Raw genomic sequence first — 16,435 nt, 5'->3', positions numbered from 1 at the left:
GCGTATTTTTTGTTAACAAAACATTCTGATGCATCGGTTGATGCATTTTTTTATTTTTGTAAGAACAGATTCTTAAAAGTATATGCTCAAACAACAACTCAAATTCATACTTTCGCAAAAGCTTTCACCGCAACAAATTCAGTTGATGAAGCTTATTCAGTTGCCTACGCAGGCTTTTGAGCAGCGCGTAAAGCAAGAGCTTGAAGAAAATCCGGCGCTTGATAGCGGCAAGGAAGATGCGAGAGATGAGTATGAAGAGTTTGATAACAGCGCAGATGAGGAATACGATTCTGAAAAGATCGAAACCGAAATCGATGTTGATGATTACCTGTCTGATGACGAGATTCCCAGTTATCGCTTAAATAGCAATAACTACAGTGCTGATGATGAGGAACGCCAGGTGCCTTACGCATCAGGAACTTCATTTACGCAGCATTTAATGGGGCAATTGCATACGTATAGACTCAGTGATGAGCAGATGGAAATTGCAGAATTTCTCATAGGTAGCGTGGATGAAAGTGGTTATTTGCGTAGAGAGTTGGTTGATCTGATGGATGATCTGGCCTTCACGCAAAACATTTATACTTCGGAAGACGAACTCGAGAAAATTTTAAGAATTGTCCAAAACTTGGATCCGGCAGGAGTAGGGGCGCGTAGTCTTGAAGAATGTTTATTGATTCAGCTGAAACGCAAAGAAGAAACCGAAGCGGTTGCCTTAGCCATAGCAATTTTAACCGATACTTTTGATCACTTTAGTAAAAAGCATTATTCGCGTTTGCTTTCAAAATTTGATATTACAGAAGATCAGTTGAGAGATGCTATTGACGAGATCGAGCATCTTAACCCAAAACCGGGTGGATCCTATTCCGGCAATACCAAAGTCGTAGAACATGTGATTCCAGATTTTACCATCAATATTAGAGATGGAGAATTGGAGTTGACTTTAAACGGCCGTAATGCTCCGGAAATGCACGTTTCTCGCGAGTATACAAATATGCTTAAGGGTTATAAAGCAGCTAAAGAAAAGAGCAAGTCGCAAAAGGATGCGGTACTATTTATCAAGCAGAAGTTAGATGCTGCAAAATGGTTTATTGAAGCGATAAAGCAACGTCAGCAAACATTATTTGTAACCATGAGCGCCATAATGGAATATCAAAAGGAATACTTTTTGACCGGTGATGAGCGTAACTTGCGCCCAATGATCCTTAAGGATATTGCAGATGAGATCGAGATGGATGTTTCCACAGTGTCTCGAGTTGCCAATAGTAAATATGTTGACACCCCATACGGCACCAAGCTTATCAAGGAGTTTTTCAGTGAAAGTATGACTAATGATCAAGGGGAAGAAGTTTCTACGCGGGAGATCAAAAAAATATTAGAAATAACTATTCAGGAGGAAGATAAGCGTAAACCTTTAACCGATGATAAATTGGCCAAGATCCTGAAAGAAAAAGGTTATCCTATTGCAAGAAGAACAGTTGCTAAATATCGCGAGCAGTTAGATGTACCCGTAGCCCGACTTCGAAAAGAAATTTAATGAAGTATTTTTTACGTTTTTTTTCGGTGCTGATGCACCCGCTATTTATGCCGCTTCTTGGTGTAGGTATTTACTTTTCGGTTACGCCTAAATTTGTTCCGCAGAGTTTTATGTATGCTAAATTGTTTGCGGTGAGCATACTTACCATTGTCGTACCGGTGTTGTTTTACTTTTTATTAGAAAGTGTAAAACTAGTTTCCTCAGTACACTTACGAGAGATTAAAGAGCGTAGAATTCCACTTTTAGTGCAAGTAGGTCTTATCCTTTTGATTATTCGGATTATTATTAATGGTTACGAATTTCCGGAACTTTATATTTTCTTCTTGGGAATTTTAATCACAGCAGCAACTTCATTTATCCTTAGTCTGCTGAACTTTAAGACTAGCCTGCATATGGTAGGTGTAAGCGGCGTTTTGTGCTTTGTGATCGCCTTGAGTATGATCTATAATGCCAATTATCTTGTGATCATTGGGTTACTTATTCTAGGTTTAGGATTTACTGCTGCAAGCAGACTAGAATTAAAAGCACACACCATGACTGAATTACTTGTGGGACTTTTTGTAGGCGGTATCCCGCAATTTTTGATGTTCTACTTTTATAAAATGTAAAACATTAAACCGAGTTTAAGACTGTTGAGTTCAATAGGACTTCCATCAATTTGCCCCGAATCTTTAAATATAGGATTCAGGTTGTAGTAAAAGTAAAAGTTAAAAGTGTCATATCCGAAAGTGAACGTCAGTCCCATACGGTAGCGATCAAATTCGGGAACATCGGTTTGTGTTACCGTATTGCCCGGTTGTTCAAAATAGAATTTATAAGCGTAAACGTAGCCTAACTGCAATCCGGTATAAATACGCCAGAATTTGTAATCGGTCGCCGTAGAGGTTCTCCAACGTAGTTGTATGGGTGCTTCAACCAGATAGGTAGTAAACCAGTTCTTGTTGTAGTCAGTTTGGTCATCTATGATCTGAAAAATACTCTCTTCTGAAGTGGTTTCCCCAACAAAAAGATTTTGATTATAGGTATTCATGGAAATACCGGCTCCAACGCCAATAGCCCAATTACGCTGTTTGTTTATGGGCATATCCCGTATAAAACCAAACTGCAAGCCACCGCTAAAGCCATTTTGCTCCATAGCTTCCGGCTTATTGGTAAGCAGGTTAAAAGTAAGGCCTAGATAAAATTGATCTTCTCTATATTTCTGGTAAACGCTGGCGGTATCAATAGTGGTTACAAGAGAATCTTGTGCAAAGTTTATCGCAGTAAAACTTAAAAATATTAGTAGAGAAAGACGTTTCATTCAGTCAATTAAATACGGTTTAAAGAAACAAAAAAACGCCCTGAAATGATCAGGACGTTTTCTTAAATTTTAAGAGATATGCAATTAACTCTAAGAGTATATTAATCGTTGGCTTCAACGGCGTCACCAGATTTGGTAACATAATTAATTTTTAGAGCGTTTGCTTTACGCAGTTCTTGCTTGATATCTGAGATAAGACCCATATTACTGTCTCCATCTACTTTAAGGGCAGTAGTTAAGAAAGGAACAAGTTCCTCACGTTTACTTGCGCGCTCTTCATAAATGAAATCTTGAATTTGTGAAACATCTGAAATTTTATCATTCAATTGAATTTTTGCAGATGAACCATAAACACCTTTAAAGCGATCAACAGGCTCCCCGGCATAGATATACATTACAAGATCTTTCTTGTCAAGTTTCTCAATTTGGTTTGCTGTAGGTAAATCATTTTTTACCATTAGCGTATTTTCTCGCATTACGGTAGCAACCATAAAAAAGAAAAGTAACATGAAAACTATATCCGGCAGCGATGCCGTAGAAATAGCTGGTAAATCACCACTTTTTTTCTTATTAAATTTAGACATAGATTTTAATGTTAAATGTTTTTAACTCTTTTTAGGTTCTGCTTCAGAAAGTTTCTCTGGATAAAGCTCACGAATCAATTCAAGTTTCGGCTTTAATTTATCCTTATTCGCATCTGAAGTACGAGGGTCGTTGTAACGAGCTTCCATAGCTATGAAAGATTCACCGTAACGTTCTTGAGCAACGCGATCACGTAACTGGTTGTATGCAGCCACAAGTTCGTTCTGTACTGCGATATAGCGTTTGTAAGAAGTTCCCCTGTTATTAACTAGCGAAATAATCGCTTTTGTAGGATTAACAGAAGAGTTAGGATCTTTAGCACCTTGACAATAAGAACAGTCCTCTGCACCATTGTCTAAAAACTCAACAGCAGCTGCTCTTAGGTCCTTAAGCTCCATAACTTTATCTTCAACAAGTAGCTCGTCATTACTGTTAACGATTACTGTAAATAAGTTACGTTCTTTAATTACCGGTGGAGGTGGCATATTTTCATCCAACTCGGGTGGTAATTTACGGCTAATACCGCTATCAGTCTCAATTGTTGTAGTTACCAGGAAGAAAATGAGGAGTAAGAAGGCAATATCTGCCATCGAACCTGCATTAACTTCTGGAGCTGATCTTTTTGCCATAATACTTTTTTATTTAGCTAATTTCTTTACACCTGAAAATACCATTGCACCAATTGCAACAATTGCTAGGATATAGAAGGCATAAATACCTGCTTCTACCCAACGCGATGTACTAGCTGATAGTACTTCTCCATCACGAAGCTGAACTTCTTCTCCTGAAGCCAAAACGTATGATATTACAACTACTGCAAGAAACGCGCCAAGACCAATTAAGGTGCTCTTTAAAGAAGATCCGCTGCTGAACAAGTTCTTAAGAACGAAGACCAAAACGAATACAATGGCAATTGCAATGGTTGCATATGCGATCAAGATAAATGGAGTAACCAAACTATCTTGTAAGTCTGCTGAATCTGTTATTGCAGTGTCACCCGCAAGAATGATTCTTACCAGCCAGATGGCTCCAAGAACAGACAGGATGAGTGCAATAATTTTTAATATTTTATGTAACATAATCTGTTTATGTATTTAAGAGGGATTATTACTTCTTGTAACGTACAAGCATATCTATCAAAGTGATAGAAGCATCTTCCATATCATTAACGATACTATCGATCTTAGCGATGATATAGTTATAGAAGATTTGAAGAATAATCGCAACAATAAGACCGAATACAGTTGTTAAAAGTGCTACTTTAATACCACCTGCAACAAGAGAAGGTTGCATATCACCTGCAGCTTCAATCTTATCAAACGCCTGGATCATACCAATTACCGTACCCATGAAACCAAGCATCGGTGCTAGTGCGATAAATAATGATACCCAAGAAACGTTTTTCTCTAATAGACCCATTTGAACACCACCGTAAGCTACAACAGCTTTTTCAGCAGCATCAACTCCTTCGTCTACACGGTCAAGACCTTGGTAGTAAATAGAAGCAACAGGACCTCTGGTGTTACGGCAAACTTCTTTAGCAGCCTCAATACCACCACTGTTTAGAGCATCTTCTACATCTTGTGCTAATTTAGAAGTGTTTGTAGTCGCAAGGTTTAGGTAAATGATACGCTCAATTGCAATTGCAAGACCTAAAATAAGACATAAAAGAACGATCCCCATAAAGCCAGGACCACCTTCTATAAAACGCTTTTTTAACTCTTGTGTAAAGGATAAAGACTCAGTCTCATCGGCTGCTGCCTCGTCTGCGGCTTCATCTTGAACTGCTGCCGCGATAGCTGTTGTATTAACAGTCATAAGAGGTGCAGTATTTGCTTGAGCTGTAAGATTGCCTAACGCGATTACAGCTGTGATAACTAGAATAGAAAATACTCTTTTCATTGCTTTTGATCTTAAAAATTTAGTTAGTAAAGGGATAAAGATATAAAATTAATTATTCAATTATTAAAAATTAGCAGAGAGGAAGGGATTCGAACCCTCGATACGCTTTTGACGTATACACACTTTCCAGGCGTGCGCCTTCGACCACTCGGCCACCTCTCTATTCAGGCCGAAGCCTTTTCTCAAAAGGTTGCCAATTAACAAAAAAAATATCGATTTCCAAAAGGTTTGTTTGGTATAAGAAATTGTTCTCATTAACTCATTTCTCCTCTTAGAGATGTTTCAAATATAGTCTTAAAGACCTTTGGAGACAAATTTTGACTATTGAGATACATCATTTTTGTAATGGCAGCTTCTATTGTTAGATCTTTGCCAGAAATAACGCCTATGTTTTTAAGGCCTGTACTGGTCTCATAACTACCCATTTGAACACTACCCCAAGTGCACTGTGTAATATTCACAATAGGAATGTTTTTGTGAATAATTTTTTTAAGCAATTGGGTAAACCAAAGGGATGTTGTGCTATTTCCTGAGCCAAATGTTAACAGAATTACCCCGCTAAACGTTGCATTTTCAAAAATTGAAGTCAGTAATTTCTGGTCAATTCCGGGGTAGAGGTGTACCACTAAAATGTCTCGCGCTAGACTGCGATGTACTAAAAGCTTCTTTCTAGAATAAGGTAAAAGCTTCTCATCTTCTATATTTAAATGAACTCCCGAGGTCGCCAAAGGTGGATAATTAGGAGATTTGAAGGCTTCAAAATGCTCTGCACTGATCTTTGAACTCCGGTTACCGCGGTATAATTTATACTCAAAATAAAGTCCGACTTCTGTTATATAAGGCCGATTTCTCTTGCGTAAAGCTGCAATTTGAATCGCTGTGATCAAATTTTCTTTAGCATCGGTGCGTAAATCACCAATGGGTAATTGAGATCCTGTAAAAATGACCGGCTTCGCCAGATTTTCAAGCATAAAACTCAATGCTGAAGCAGTATAGCTCATAGTGTCGCTTCCGTGGAGAATCACAAAGCCATCACAAGTGTCGTAATGTGTTTCAATAATGTCACACAGCTCAATCCATAAATCAGGATTCATATTAGAGCTGTCAATAGGTGTGGCGAACCCTGTGGTTTCTATCTCACAATCTAATAAGCGTAATTCTGGGATTTTTTTTAAAAGGTCTTTAAAGTCAAAAGCTTTAAGTGCTCCTGTTTCAAAATCCTTGATCATACCTATAGTACCACCTGTGTAGATGAGTAGTATTTTAGGTTGTTTGCTCAATGCTTTTAAGTTTATTAATTACAGGATTTGCATACATAAGTAAGAAACTCTCGCGTGCAATTTCGCTAGAAGGATCTACGCGGCGTTCAAAACGGCGTTCAAAACTGCGCTTATCACGCTCAGTGTACGTGCGCGCAAAACGATCTGTTTGATAGTATAAATCATAAGCCACATAATTAGACGGCCATAATTTATAGATGCGATAGATCTCTTTGTCTATGCGTTTGGCAAGTTCCTGTAGTTTATCGTTTTCAGATAAATCTAGCGCTTCGATCTCATCAAAGGTGGTTGCCGAAAGTTTCCCTGCGGCAATATGAATGCGTTTTTTTGAACCTAAAGCTCCTCTGAGAATACTATTAAAATCCTCATTATTGCTTTTTACATACGTCGTGTCTTCACTTTTAGCAATCAGCTCAGGGACCTTTAGAATATCTGTTGGATCAAATTCATATGAAATGGCCACCGGGCGAATATTCAGACTCTTTAAATAATTGAGTGCGGTTTGCTCACCGCGCGCCATTGCCGCCATCTTGAGCACGCCTTGTTGAGTTTTGTCGCTTCCATCTTTAGTGCGTCCTTCTCGTTGTGCCATCCAGATCGATTGATTCTCACTAAGTAAAAACTGAAGGTATTCTGAAAGTTTTTTTGAACTTAACAGCATTTCACGCGGAGTCAAACTACGTTCTACCAGAAAACTTCGGTTGAGTTTGGCCAATGCCATTAAAAAAGATTTCTTAACCAGATTATCACCAATAGCCGAAGCGGTCATGATCAACTCATGATCGTAAAGCGCGACGTTAATAAACGAGGTGTCTAATATAATGTCACGGTGGTTAGAAAGGTAGAAGTAGGGTTTATTGCGCTCCAGATCATCAAAACCAGAAGTCGAAAAGCCGTCTGTGCTTTTCTCCATGATTTTGTGAACCGATTTATAAATTACTTTGCTTTGGAAATCAAAGATAGAATGACACTCGTCTATTATTGCTTTAATTTCCTCTGATGATTTTTCAGGAAAAGTAAACTGCAATAACGCTTGAATCATGGGGTGCCGGTGAAACGATTGCAATACCTCGTGTACTTCAGAATCGTGATACGGTCTTATAGAGTCAAATTTTGACACACTTTCAAATTTTGTTGAAGCGTAAAGAACGAAATATTTTAAAGATCAATCAAGTTTAAATAGCTTTTTAGCATTTTCTGTAGTGATTTCTTCAATTTTTGATAACGGCACTTGATAAATATTTGCAAGTTTTTCGGCGATATGAATCAAGTAACTGCTTTCGTTGCGTTTCCCTCTAAAAGGTTTCGGTGCCAAGTAAGGTGCGTCGGTTTCTAAAACGATATGCTCCAGATCAATTTCCTTTAAAAACTGATCGATTTTTCCATTTTTAAATGTTGCAACCCCGCCGATACCCAATTTTAAATTGAAAGCAATCGCTTGCTTTGCGTGGTCAAGGTTTCCTGTAAAACAATGAAATACGCCTCTTAATTTGTCATTGTTCTCTTGCTCTAGAACTTCAAAAACTTCATCAAAGGCATCGCGGCAATGTATCGCAATAGGTAAATCGTATTCTTTTGCCCAGCGAATTTGTTGTGCAAAAGCTTTTTGTTGTAAATCTTTTGTTGAAGAATCCCAGTACAAGTCTACCCCGATCTCACCAATGGCGCATACATTTTTTTGCTCTAGCTGCTGCTTTACGTGATCAAGCTCTTCAGAAACACTCAGCGGGTCTACGTGAGTAGGGTGCAAGCCGGCCATAATATGCATTAGATCTGGGTGCTGGTCTTTTAAATCCCACATAGCTTTAGTGTATGTAGAATCTATGGCTGGTAATACAAATTGATTAATTGACTGGTCGAGAGCGCGTTTGATAACTTCGTCACGATCTTCTTTAAAAGACTCACTATATAAGTGGGTGTGTGTATCTATAAACATAGCTCACAAAGTTAAAATAGGCGTTTGGCTATGCCAAACTTTAGAGAATATTTAAAGTCCTCCAATTTTAATTACAGTAAGTTTGAACACATAAAATTGACTATGGCTTCACTACGGCAACATCTCACAAGAAAAGGCTACAAACGCATCAAACTAACACCGGTGGGTACAGGGCATTTAAAGTTTGCGGCAACCATCAACGGGGTTTTAGGTGAATTCATTTTAGATACCGGAGCATCCAATACGTGTATTGGTTTTGAGGATCTGGAGCGTTTTAAGCTGTTTGCTGAAGATAGTGAGGTGAAAGCAGCCGGAGCAGGAGCGATAGATATGCTTACGCAGATATCTCAAGATAATTTGATCGAAATTGACACGTGGTCTACCAGAAGTGTATCAATCGTGCTTTTTGATCTTTCTCATGTTAACCAAGCTTTGATTAATCACGAAGCTAGTCCCGTAAGCGGAATCATAGGTGCCGATATTTTAAAGAAAGGAAAGGCTGTTATAGATTATCAGTACGACTGTCTTTATCTTAAATAATAAGTAATAAGATAGTTATTAAAGCTAAAACGCTTCACTTCGGGTTTGTATGTGATTGGTAAAGAATGAATATACGTTAACCCTTGTTCAGTACCCCTTAGCTTTTAGAAGAAGTTAGGAACAAAAAAAGAAAGCCAGCACAGTTATTAAAATTAAAGCGCTTCACTTTGGGTTTTTATGTTGTTGGTAAAGAATGATTATACGTTAACCCTCATTCACCACCCCCTTGGCTTTTGGAAGCAGTTAGGAAAAAAAAGCCGGTACAGTTATTAAAATTGAAACGCTTCACTTCGGGTTTTTTTGTGAATAGTAAAGAATGAATATACATTAACCCTTGTTCACCACCCCTTAGCTTTTAGAAGCAGTTAGGAACAAAAAAAAGAAAGCCAGCTACAAGAGCTGGCTTTCACCCCAAATCATAATTGATTATTACAAGTCAATTACAACAGTCTTCAATATTTTTCGCTTTTCAGCACAAAACAAAGCTAAAGCATTTTTTCGGTTTAGAAAACCTGAGAAGTTAAAATACCTATAAAAACTTTTAGCGTATTTAACTTATTTTAAGTGACTTCCGGATACTACAGGCGTATTTTTTCCGTTTGCGTACTTCATCATTTTAAAACCGGGATGAATACAATAACATCCTGTTTCTCCCTGTTTATTGATGGCGATATAAGCAACCTGAAAATTGGTGTGGTTGGGATTAGTAGTAACAATTCGTCTAACAGCTTCTTCGCAAGCTTCTTGTGGCGACATACCGTTTCTCATAAGTTCAACAATTAGAAAACTTCCTACGGTTTTGATCACTTCTTCGCCCATTCCGGTGGCCGCTGCACCGCCAATAGCATTGTCTATAAATAAACCACTACCTATTACAGGGCTGTCGCCCACGCGACCTTTCATCTTATAGGCCAAGCCAGATGTTGTGCACGCCCCTGATATGTTTCCGTTTTTATCTAAACCGAGCATCCCAATAGTATCGTGATTTTCGATGTTGATGATGGGTTTATATTTTGAGGTTTTTAACCATTCTTTATAGGCTTTTTCACTCTCTTCGGTAAGTAAATTTTCTGCAGTAAATCCATTTTTAACAGCAAATTCTTCGGCGCCTTTTCCGGCGAGGATAACGTGAGGTGTGTCCTCCATTACTTTCTTGGCAAGGGCTGCAACGTTGGTGATATTCTCAACACACATAACAGAACCACAGTTACCTGTGTGGTCCATAACACAAGCGTCAAGTGTTACGTTGCCTTCGCGGTCGGGTGAGCCGCCTTTACCAACAGTGGTATTTTTAATGTTTTCTTCTTCAACTGCTACGCCCTTAATTACTGCGTCAAGTGCAGGGATTCCTTGGTCAAGAAGCGCGCCAGCAGTGGCATTGGCTTCGGTAAATTGCCAAGTACAGATGGCAACAGGAGTAGTTGCGGTTGTATTCTTTTTTTTCAATTTTTCAGCAGAATTCTTAGCCGTGCCGGCTTGGGCAAGACTGTGAATTCCTAAACCAAAAGCAAGTGTATTGATGCTCGTTTTGGTGATAAAATTTCGACGTTTCATTTGTATTTGTGTTAAGATGGAAAGTTACTAAAGCCCCTATGATTATTGAGACGATAATATTCAAAAAAAATAGGAAAATATTAAAGAAATCCGCAAGGAGCTTTAGTAATATTGCTTTTCTTAAAATTTAGCGATGCGTTGGTTTCTTTTTATCCTGTTCTATATTCTTATTGATATTTACGCTTTTCAAGCGTTCAGAACCTTTTCAAAATCTGTTTGGTTAAATAGCAGTTACATTCTTGTATCTCTTGGGGTCCTTGCTTTTTTAATTTATACGCTGAGTACACTTGATCGCTCAAAAGGAATTACCACTGATGAAATGTATGTTTTTGGTTGGTTCTTGGTCTTTTTTGTGCCGAAGCTTCTACTTACGCTTTTTATGTTTGGAGAAGATCTGATTCGCTTCATTGTTGGGGCGTTTACAGCTTTATCCGGTAAAGAATCTTTTCATATGCCTTCCAGAAGAAAATTTGTAAGTGCAATTGCTCTAGGGGTAGCGGCGATTCCGTTTGCATCTTTGATCTATGGGATGTATAAAGGTAAATACAGGTATAGGGTGTTGTCGTACCAACTCGAATTTGATGATCTTCCTGAGGCATTTGATGGGTATACAATTACCCAAATCAGCGATGTGCACAGCGGTAGTTTTGATAATGCTGACAAGATCGCATACGGCATAGATCTGATCAATAAGCAAGAAAGCGATGTGATCTTATTCACGGGAGATCTGGTCAATAATTTTGCCAGCGAGATGAAAAACTGGACCCAACATTTCTCTAAGCTCAAGGCCAAAGACGGGGTGTATTCCGTGCTTGGAAATCACGATTATGGAGATTATGCTGATTGGGAAACACAGCAGGCAAAAGCTCAAAATCTTGAAGATTTAAAAGCCTTACAAGCGCAAATGGGTTGGAAGTTGTTGCTTAACGAACACCGCTGGTTAGAAAAAGATGATGCGCGTATTGCGCTTGTAGGAGTTGAAAACTGGGGCGCCGGATTTAAACAAGCGGGTGATATTGATAAAGCTTCAGCCGGGTTGAACACCAATGATTTTAAAGTGCTTATGAGTCACGACCCTTCTTATTGGTCAGAGCGTTTAAAAACTGATCCTAAAAATTTTCAGTTAACCTTAAGCGGGCATACGCACGGAATGCAGTTTGGAATCGAAATTCCCGGTTTTATACGCTGGAGTCCGGTGCAGTATCGATATGAGAATTGGGCAGGAATTTACAAGGAAGGAAACCGTGTGCTCAATGTGAATAGAGGTTTTGGATATTTAGGTTACCCGGGGCGCGTAGGTATCTGGCCTGAAGTCACTGTTATTGAGCTGAAACGGAAGAAGCGTTTAGGTTAATAATTCAGTTGTGTGACTTAAATTATCATCGCTTTTCACATTATATGCTTTTAAACCTTATATTTAGGGATGTAAAGTGCATTTCTTATGTCAAAGTTTGGAGCTCTTATCGATTTAGAAATCCCGGTATTGATCGATTTTTTTTCTGCAAAAGATCAAGCCTCTGTAGCGATGAATCCTGTATTGCGTGAAGTGGCGGCTGCCCTTGGCGACCAAATTAAAGTCATTAAAATAGACATTGAAAAAAATCAAGATCTCGCCGAAGCGCTACGCATAAAAGGTTTACCTACCTTAGTGATCTATAAATCAGGCGAGATGAAATGGCGCCAAAGTGGTGCGCAAACTACAAACGCACTTACGTCTGTACTTCAAAAATTCATTTAAAGCGGTTTAAACGTATAGTCGGCCTTGGTGAAATGTTGTAAGACCATGGGTAAGGCAATTTTCATATTCTTCTCGGCTTTTAAGCTGTCGTGAAATACTACAATACTTCCGGGTTGTGCATTGTTTATAATGTAATCTGCACACGTTTTTCCATCGAGTTTTTGATCCCAATCATAGGCAATGGCGTCATACATTATAATATGGTAACCGTGCTTTTTTAACGCTTTTGCTTGGCTGCGTTTAATCTTTCCGTAAGGTGGTCTGAAGAGTTTTTGGGGTGTTGCAAACCTTGAGATGATCTCTTCGGTTTTAAAAGCGTTTGCTAGGTAAGTTTCGGTTTTTGTTTTCCAGCCCTTAAGGTGGTTGTAGGTGTGGTTACCTATACTGTGCGAACTGCTAACCAGCTGCTGAAAGATTTCCGGGTTTTTTGAAATGTTGTCTCCGATGCAGAAAAATGTTGCCTCGGCATTATAAGCTTTTAAAAGCTCTAAAACCCACGGGGTAACTTCAGGAATTGGTCCGTCATCAAAGGTGAGATAAAGTGTTTTTTCAGTTGCTGAAGTTGCATATTTATCCCAAACATACCCAGGGTAAAGACGCTTAAGTAACTTAGGCGTCTTTACGGGTAGGTCAAATTTTAACTTCATCTATTCTAAAGTGTCTGCCGGAATTGCAATAGAGCTATCCTGCGTTGGTTCGGTAGGTAGCACAGTTTCTGGTTCGGTCTCATCTTCGCCATAGAACTGATTGAATTTACGCAGGTACGAATTGAATTCACGAGCTTTCTCAGGAATAATCTCTTGATCTTGATTGATGATCAATAAATCAACCAAACTTCGGTAACGCTCAATATCCGTAATGATGTCCTGAGCATAATTGTATTGCTGCTCAAGATTAAGGCTGCTCCAGTAATCAAGCTTTTCTTGATATTTTTTAGCTACTTGTTCCCAGAGTGCACGCGCCTTTTCTTGCTCGCCTACTTGGTAATAACCGCTGATGTAGGGCTCTAAAAGCGTGTAATATTCAAAAATATCAACAGGCATTTTTTCCATAGCTAGATCTAGGATATTCTTTGCCTTATCAAATTTCTCTTCTTGGATCAGTTTTTCGGTTAAACGAGCCAGATTGCCACGATAAGTGATCCCGTTACGGCGCGTTTCGGTGTCATGATAAATATCTGGATCACCACTATTGCCCCAATACCAATTGGTAGCAATATCGTAGAATTTATCAGAATCAATGCGTCCCATGTCATAAGGAGCCTGAGGATCTATTGGTGTTTTGATGGGTACAAGCTTATAGCAAACACCATCAAGCTGCAGATAATCTTTCATCCACAAATAATCATCATCACCAAAACTTCCGCCGGTAAAATAAATAGGGCGTTCCCAATTGTTATTTGCAATAACATCAAGCATTAGAAGGCGGTTTTTATAAATTACAGACTCTTTAATGTTTACCACAATTTCAGAAACTACTTCATCTGCGTCTTTTTGAGCCACAGTGCCATTCGCAAGCACGGTTTGCTTATCTACCGGAATGCTCACGTGTTGGGTAGGGAAGGAGTGCACCATTGTGCCACTTTGTAATTCTTCCATCGTACGTGGATCATCGCTTGCGATCCAGTTCATCCAGGTTTTAATATCTAAAGTGTCATCAGGACGTAATTCATTATAAAAAATAGCATCGCGATTTCCGGCAACGTATTTGTCATGCGAAAGCTGAGAAGGTATAGGATCGCTCTCATAAGCCTTACGTTTCATATCGTCAATATACCACGCGGTTTGAAACAAACTGGTATTTACGATGCGCACATCTCTACGGTAGCCTTCGATCTCTTGTGCGTACCATAATGCAAACGTATCGTTATCACCAATGGTGAATAGAATAGCGTTTTCATCACAACTGTCAAGATACATTTTAGCCATCGCTAAGGCAGTCTTTCTGCCAGAACGGTCGTGATCATCCCAGTTTTGTGCTGCTAAAATTACCGGAGCGGCAAGTAGACAGACAACTGTAACTACGGGTAGCACGACTTTAGCGCTAATTTTTTCTTTAAGTAAGTCATAAAGGGCGTAGACGCCAAAACCGATCCACATTGCAAAAACGTAGAAGGATCCCACTAAAGCATAATCACGCTCACGGGGTTCAAAAGCACGCTCATTCAAATAAATCTTTAAAGCGATACCTGTAAATAGGAAAAGTACTAAAAGCACCCAGAAGCTTTTTTTGTCTCGACTTGCTTGAAAGACCAGCCCAAGTAATCCTAGAATTAAGGGTAAGAAGAAATAGGTATTACGCGCTTTATTTTTTAAAGCATCACTAGGTAGATTGTCTTGAGGGCCTAATCTTGCTTCATCAATAAATGAAATCCCACTGAGCCAATTGCCGTGGATATTGTCGTATTTACCTTGAATGTCGTCTTGACGCCCGGTGAAATTCCACATAAAATAACGCCAATACATATAGCCAAATTGAAAATCAAACATGTAGGCAAGATTGTCTGCAAATGACGGCGGATTGACATCAATATAGTTTCTTAAGCGCATTAGAGTAGACTGAAAGCCTTCATTATCCATACGGCCTTGAGCATAGTCAGATTTGAACTGTGCTACGGCTTGTTGCAACTCTTGATTGTCTGCATACTCTGGCTTTACTTGAAATTCTAAAGGACCGGTAAATTGCATATAGTTTGCAATATGGTCTGTACTCCACATACGCGGAAGAAACACTTTATGACGGTCTTCTGAGTTTTGAACAGAATTCTTCCATTCGTTAACGATCACATACTTGCCGCTTTCTTCGTCTTTCTCGTAATTGGGCTTTCCGTCCACGTATGGATTTTGAGCGTCGAGTCCGCCAAAAATTTCAGTGAACTGCGGTCCGTAAAACAAATGCGTTTCAGGATACTGTTCTCTGTTGTAATACGCAAGAAGTTCTCGTGCGTTGTTAGGGTTGTTCTCGTTAATGGTTGTCCCGGCGTTAGCGCGAATAGGAAGCATTAACCAACTTGAAAATCCAATAAAAATGAATAAGATCGAAAGCGCAAGTGTGTTGAGTTGGTAATATGATTTTTTTCGGGTGTAGCTTAAAATGTAATAGAAGATTCCGATAAAGACTAAGCCTGCGATAATCGTTCCGCTATTGAACGGTAAGCCAAAGGTGTTTACGAAAAATACTTCGGCGTAGCCAAAGAAACTCAACGTGTATGGTAGTAAAAATTTAAAAATGAACATCAATACCGCAACTACAATGATGTTTGCGACGATGAAGTTTTTGACCGTTATGGTTTTGTAATTTTTAAAGAAATACAAAAACCCAATTGCCGGAATGGTAAGTAGCGCCATAAAATGCACCCCAAAAGACAATCCGATAATGAAGCAAATAAGCATGAGCCATCTGTTTCCTCGAGGTTTGAACATGTCACGTTCCCAAAGCAGCGCTACGTAAAACAAAGACGAAAGCATAAACATGGCCATCGCGTACACTTCGGCTTCCACGGCGTTAAACCAAAAACTATCAGTAAATGCAAAAGCAGTTGAGCCGATAAACGAAGCAGCCAGAACTGCTATTTGGTCTGAAGATGTCAATTCAATTTTGTTGCGTTTAAGCAATTTGCGCAACAGCAAAGACAAGGACCAGCACATAAAAAGAATGGTAAATGCTGAAGCCAGGCAGGACATAAAATTTACACAGAGTGCCACATAACTACTGTCTGGAGCAAAAATTGAGAAAAAGGCGCCGAGCATTTGATACAATGGTGCTCCCGGCGGGTGACCAATTTCTAACTTAGAAGAGGTTGAGATGTATTCTCCCGCGTCCCAGAAACTCGCGGTAGGTTCTACCGTGAGGCTGTAGGTTAATAATGCAATGGCAAATGCGAGCCATCCTACTATTTTGTTATACTTCGGGAAGTTGAAGTTTGTCATGGTCATAAGGCAAAATTAGCAAGCAGCGAATTTAAGAATTAATACGGTAATCCATGCGGTTTTGATCGCAATGGAATAAAAGAAACTCGCACAGCTAAATTCTTAAATAAATTGCGATAGATGCTTAGGAGTAACGT

At 39.1% G+C, this 16,435-nt stretch carries 16 protein-coding genes and 1 tRNA gene; 5 read left to right on the top strand and 12 right to left on the bottom strand.

The annotated features are described in order from the left end of the window. The first annotated feature begins 82 nt into the window (after window positions 1-82). Complete coding sequence (gene rpoN / locus HCN54_RS13315) at window positions 83-1,537, top strand: RNA polymerase factor sigma-54 (protein WP_167598169.1); 1,455 nt, start codon at window positions 83-85, stop codon at window positions 1,535-1,537. Further along, window positions 1,537-2,145 (top strand): hypothetical protein, encoded by a 609-nt coding sequence (locus HCN54_RS13310; RefSeq protein WP_167598168.1) that lies wholly within the window; start codon window positions 1,537-1,539, stop codon window positions 2,143-2,145. Before rpoN ends, HCN54_RS13310 begins: the two co-directional genes overlap by 1 nt. On the opposite strand, the gene HCN54_RS13305 is transcribed toward HCN54_RS13310, so the two are convergent. From HCN54_RS13305 to HCN54_RS13265, 9 genes are all read right to left on the bottom strand, one after another. Next, on the bottom strand, window positions 2,133-2,837 hold the full coding sequence (locus tag HCN54_RS13305; RefSeq protein ID WP_167598167.1) for a porin family protein: 705 nt from the start codon (window positions 2,835-2,837) through the stop codon (window positions 2,133-2,135). The two genes, HCN54_RS13310 and HCN54_RS13305, sit on opposite strands and share 13 nt — an antisense overlap. 101 nt (window positions 2,838-2,938) lie before the next feature. After that, on the bottom strand, window positions 2,939-3,421 hold the full coding sequence (locus tag HCN54_RS13300) for an ExbD/TolR family protein (RefSeq protein WP_072983068.1): 483 nt from the start codon (window positions 3,419-3,421) through the stop codon (window positions 2,939-2,941). A 21-nt stretch (window positions 3,422-3,442) separates the two neighbouring features. Continuing rightward, window positions 3,443-4,048 carry an ExbD/TolR family protein gene (locus HCN54_RS13295; RefSeq protein ID WP_072983070.1) on the bottom strand — a complete coding sequence of 202 codons (606 nt, stop codon included), beginning with the start codon at window positions 4,046-4,048 and terminating at the stop codon, window positions 3,443-3,445. Window positions 4,049-4,057: 9 nt separating this feature from the next. After that, the gene (locus tag HCN54_RS13290) at window positions 4,058-4,498 is read right to left on the bottom strand and encodes a hypothetical protein (RefSeq protein WP_167598166.1); all 441 of its coding nucleotides are present in this window, start codon (window positions 4,496-4,498) and stop codon (window positions 4,058-4,060) included. Between the two features lie 28 nt (window positions 4,499-4,526). After that, the gene (locus HCN54_RS13285) at window positions 4,527-5,321 is read right to left on the bottom strand and encodes a MotA/TolQ/ExbB proton channel family protein (protein WP_167598165.1); all 795 of its coding nucleotides are present in this window, start codon (window positions 5,319-5,321) and stop codon (window positions 4,527-4,529) included. A gap of 74 nt (window positions 5,322-5,395) precedes the next feature. Next, a tRNA-Ser gene (locus HCN54_RS13280) sits at window positions 5,396-5,483 on the bottom strand. Between the two features lie 92 nt (window positions 5,484-5,575). Continuing rightward, a complete protein-coding gene (locus tag HCN54_RS13275; RefSeq protein WP_240924975.1) occupies window positions 5,576-6,550 on the bottom strand; it encodes a type I asparaginase in 975 nt (324 codons plus the stop codon). A 34-nt stretch (window positions 6,551-6,584) separates the two neighbouring features. After that, window positions 6,585-7,721, bottom strand: a complete 1,137-nt coding sequence (locus HCN54_RS13270) for a 1-acyl-sn-glycerol-3-phosphate acyltransferase (protein WP_167598163.1) — start codon at window positions 7,719-7,721, stop codon at window positions 6,585-6,587. Between the two features lie 45 nt (window positions 7,722-7,766). After that, window positions 7,767-8,537: a TatD family hydrolase gene (locus HCN54_RS13265; protein WP_167598162.1), complete on the bottom strand. Its 771-nt coding sequence runs from the start codon at window positions 8,535-8,537 to the stop codon at window positions 7,767-7,769. Between the two features lie 102 nt (window positions 8,538-8,639). Between HCN54_RS13265 and HCN54_RS13260 the strand changes: the two genes are divergently transcribed. After that, complete coding sequence (locus HCN54_RS13260) at window positions 8,640-9,077, top strand: retropepsin-like aspartic protease (protein WP_167598161.1); 438 nt, start codon at window positions 8,640-8,642, stop codon at window positions 9,075-9,077. A 555-nt stretch (window positions 9,078-9,632) separates the two neighbouring features. Here the strand turns inward: HCN54_RS13260 and HCN54_RS13255 are convergent. Then, on the bottom strand, window positions 9,633-10,631 hold the full coding sequence (locus HCN54_RS13255) for an isoaspartyl peptidase/L-asparaginase family protein (RefSeq protein WP_167598160.1): 999 nt from the start codon (window positions 10,629-10,631) through the stop codon (window positions 9,633-9,635). A gap of 133 nt (window positions 10,632-10,764) precedes the next feature. Between HCN54_RS13255 and HCN54_RS13250 the strand changes: the two genes are divergently transcribed. Next, a complete protein-coding gene (locus tag HCN54_RS13250; protein ID WP_167598159.1) occupies window positions 10,765-11,985 on the top strand; it encodes a metallophosphoesterase in 1,221 nt (406 codons plus the stop codon). 87 nt (window positions 11,986-12,072) lie between these two features. Continuing rightward, window positions 12,073-12,369, top strand: a complete 297-nt coding sequence (locus HCN54_RS13245; protein ID WP_167598158.1) for a thioredoxin family protein — start codon at window positions 12,073-12,075, stop codon at window positions 12,367-12,369. Here HCN54_RS13245 and HCN54_RS13240 read toward each other — a convergent pair. Both HCN54_RS13240 and HCN54_RS13235 read right to left on the bottom strand, forming a co-directional pair. Beyond that, the gene (locus HCN54_RS13240; protein WP_167598157.1) at window positions 12,366-13,016 is read right to left on the bottom strand and encodes a polysaccharide deacetylase family protein; all 651 of its coding nucleotides are present in this window, start codon (window positions 13,014-13,016) and stop codon (window positions 12,366-12,368) included. The two genes, HCN54_RS13245 and HCN54_RS13240, sit on opposite strands and share 4 nt — an antisense overlap. Continuing rightward, window positions 13,017-16,298 (bottom strand): protein O-mannosyl-transferase family, encoded by a 3,282-nt coding sequence (locus tag HCN54_RS13235; protein ID WP_167598917.1) that lies wholly within the window; start codon window positions 16,296-16,298, stop codon window positions 13,017-13,019. It abuts the gene before it with no gap. Window positions 16,299-16,435: the final 137 nt, after the last annotated feature.

Origin of the sequence: Leeuwenhoekiella sp. ZYFB001, from assembly GCF_011784865.1 — a bacterium.
Taxonomy (GTDB): Bacteria; Bacteroidota; Bacteroidia; order Flavobacteriales; family Flavobacteriaceae; genus Leeuwenhoekiella; species Leeuwenhoekiella palythoae.
Note: the sequence above shows the minus strand (reverse complement) of the source record. Positions and strands in the feature narration are given on the sequence as shown.

Bases quoted from the DNA above. Each gene is read 5' to 3' on its own strand.
- HCN54_RS13300 (WP_072983068.1), bottom strand. From the start codon at position 3,421: ATGTCTAAATTTAATAAGAAAAAAAGTGGTGATTTACCAGCTATTTCT.
- HCN54_RS13265 (WP_167598162.1), bottom strand. From the start codon at position 8,537: ATGTTTATAGATACACACACCCACTTATATAGTGAGTCTTTTAAAGAA.
- HCN54_RS13295 (WP_072983070.1), bottom strand. From the start codon at position 4,048: ATGGCAAAAAGATCAGCTCCAGAAGTTAATGCAGGTTCGATGGCAGAT.
- HCN54_RS13305 (WP_167598167.1), bottom strand. From the start codon at position 2,837: ATGAAACGTCTTTCTCTACTAATATTTTTAAGTTTTACTGCGATAAAC.
- HCN54_RS13290 (WP_167598166.1), bottom strand. From the start codon at position 4,498: ATGTTACATAAAATATTAAAAATTATTGCACTCATCCTGTCTGTTCTT.
- HCN54_RS13260 (WP_167598161.1), top strand. From the start codon at position 8,640: ATGGCTTCACTACGGCAACATCTCACAAGAAAAGGCTACAAACGCATC.
- HCN54_RS13240 (WP_167598157.1), bottom strand. From the start codon at position 13,016: ATGAAGTTAAAATTTGACCTACCCGTAAAGACGCCTAAGTTACTTAAG.
- HCN54_RS13275 (WP_240924975.1), bottom strand. From the start codon at position 6,550: ATGATCAAGGATTTTGAAACAGGAGCACTTAAAGCTTTTGACTTTAAA.
- HCN54_RS13250 (WP_167598159.1), top strand. From the start codon at position 10,765: ATGCGTTGGTTTCTTTTTATCCTGTTCTATATTCTTATTGATATTTAC.
- HCN54_RS13245 (WP_167598158.1), top strand. From the start codon at position 12,073: ATGTCAAAGTTTGGAGCTCTTATCGATTTAGAAATCCCGGTATTGATC.
- HCN54_RS13285 (WP_167598165.1), bottom strand. From the start codon at position 5,321: ATGAAAAGAGTATTTTCTATTCTAGTTATCACAGCTGTAATCGCGTTA.
- rpoN (WP_167598169.1), top strand. From the start codon at position 83: ATGCTCAAACAACAACTCAAATTCATACTTTCGCAAAAGCTTTCACCG.
- HCN54_RS13255 (WP_167598160.1), bottom strand. From the start codon at position 10,631: ATGAAACGTCGAAATTTTATCACCAAAACGAGCATCAATACACTTGCT.
- HCN54_RS13310 (WP_167598168.1), top strand. From the start codon at position 1,537: ATGAAGTATTTTTTACGTTTTTTTTCGGTGCTGATGCACCCGCTATTT.
- HCN54_RS13235 (WP_167598917.1), bottom strand. From the start codon at position 16,298: ATGACAAACTTCAACTTCCCGAAGTATAACAAAATAGTAGGATGGCTC.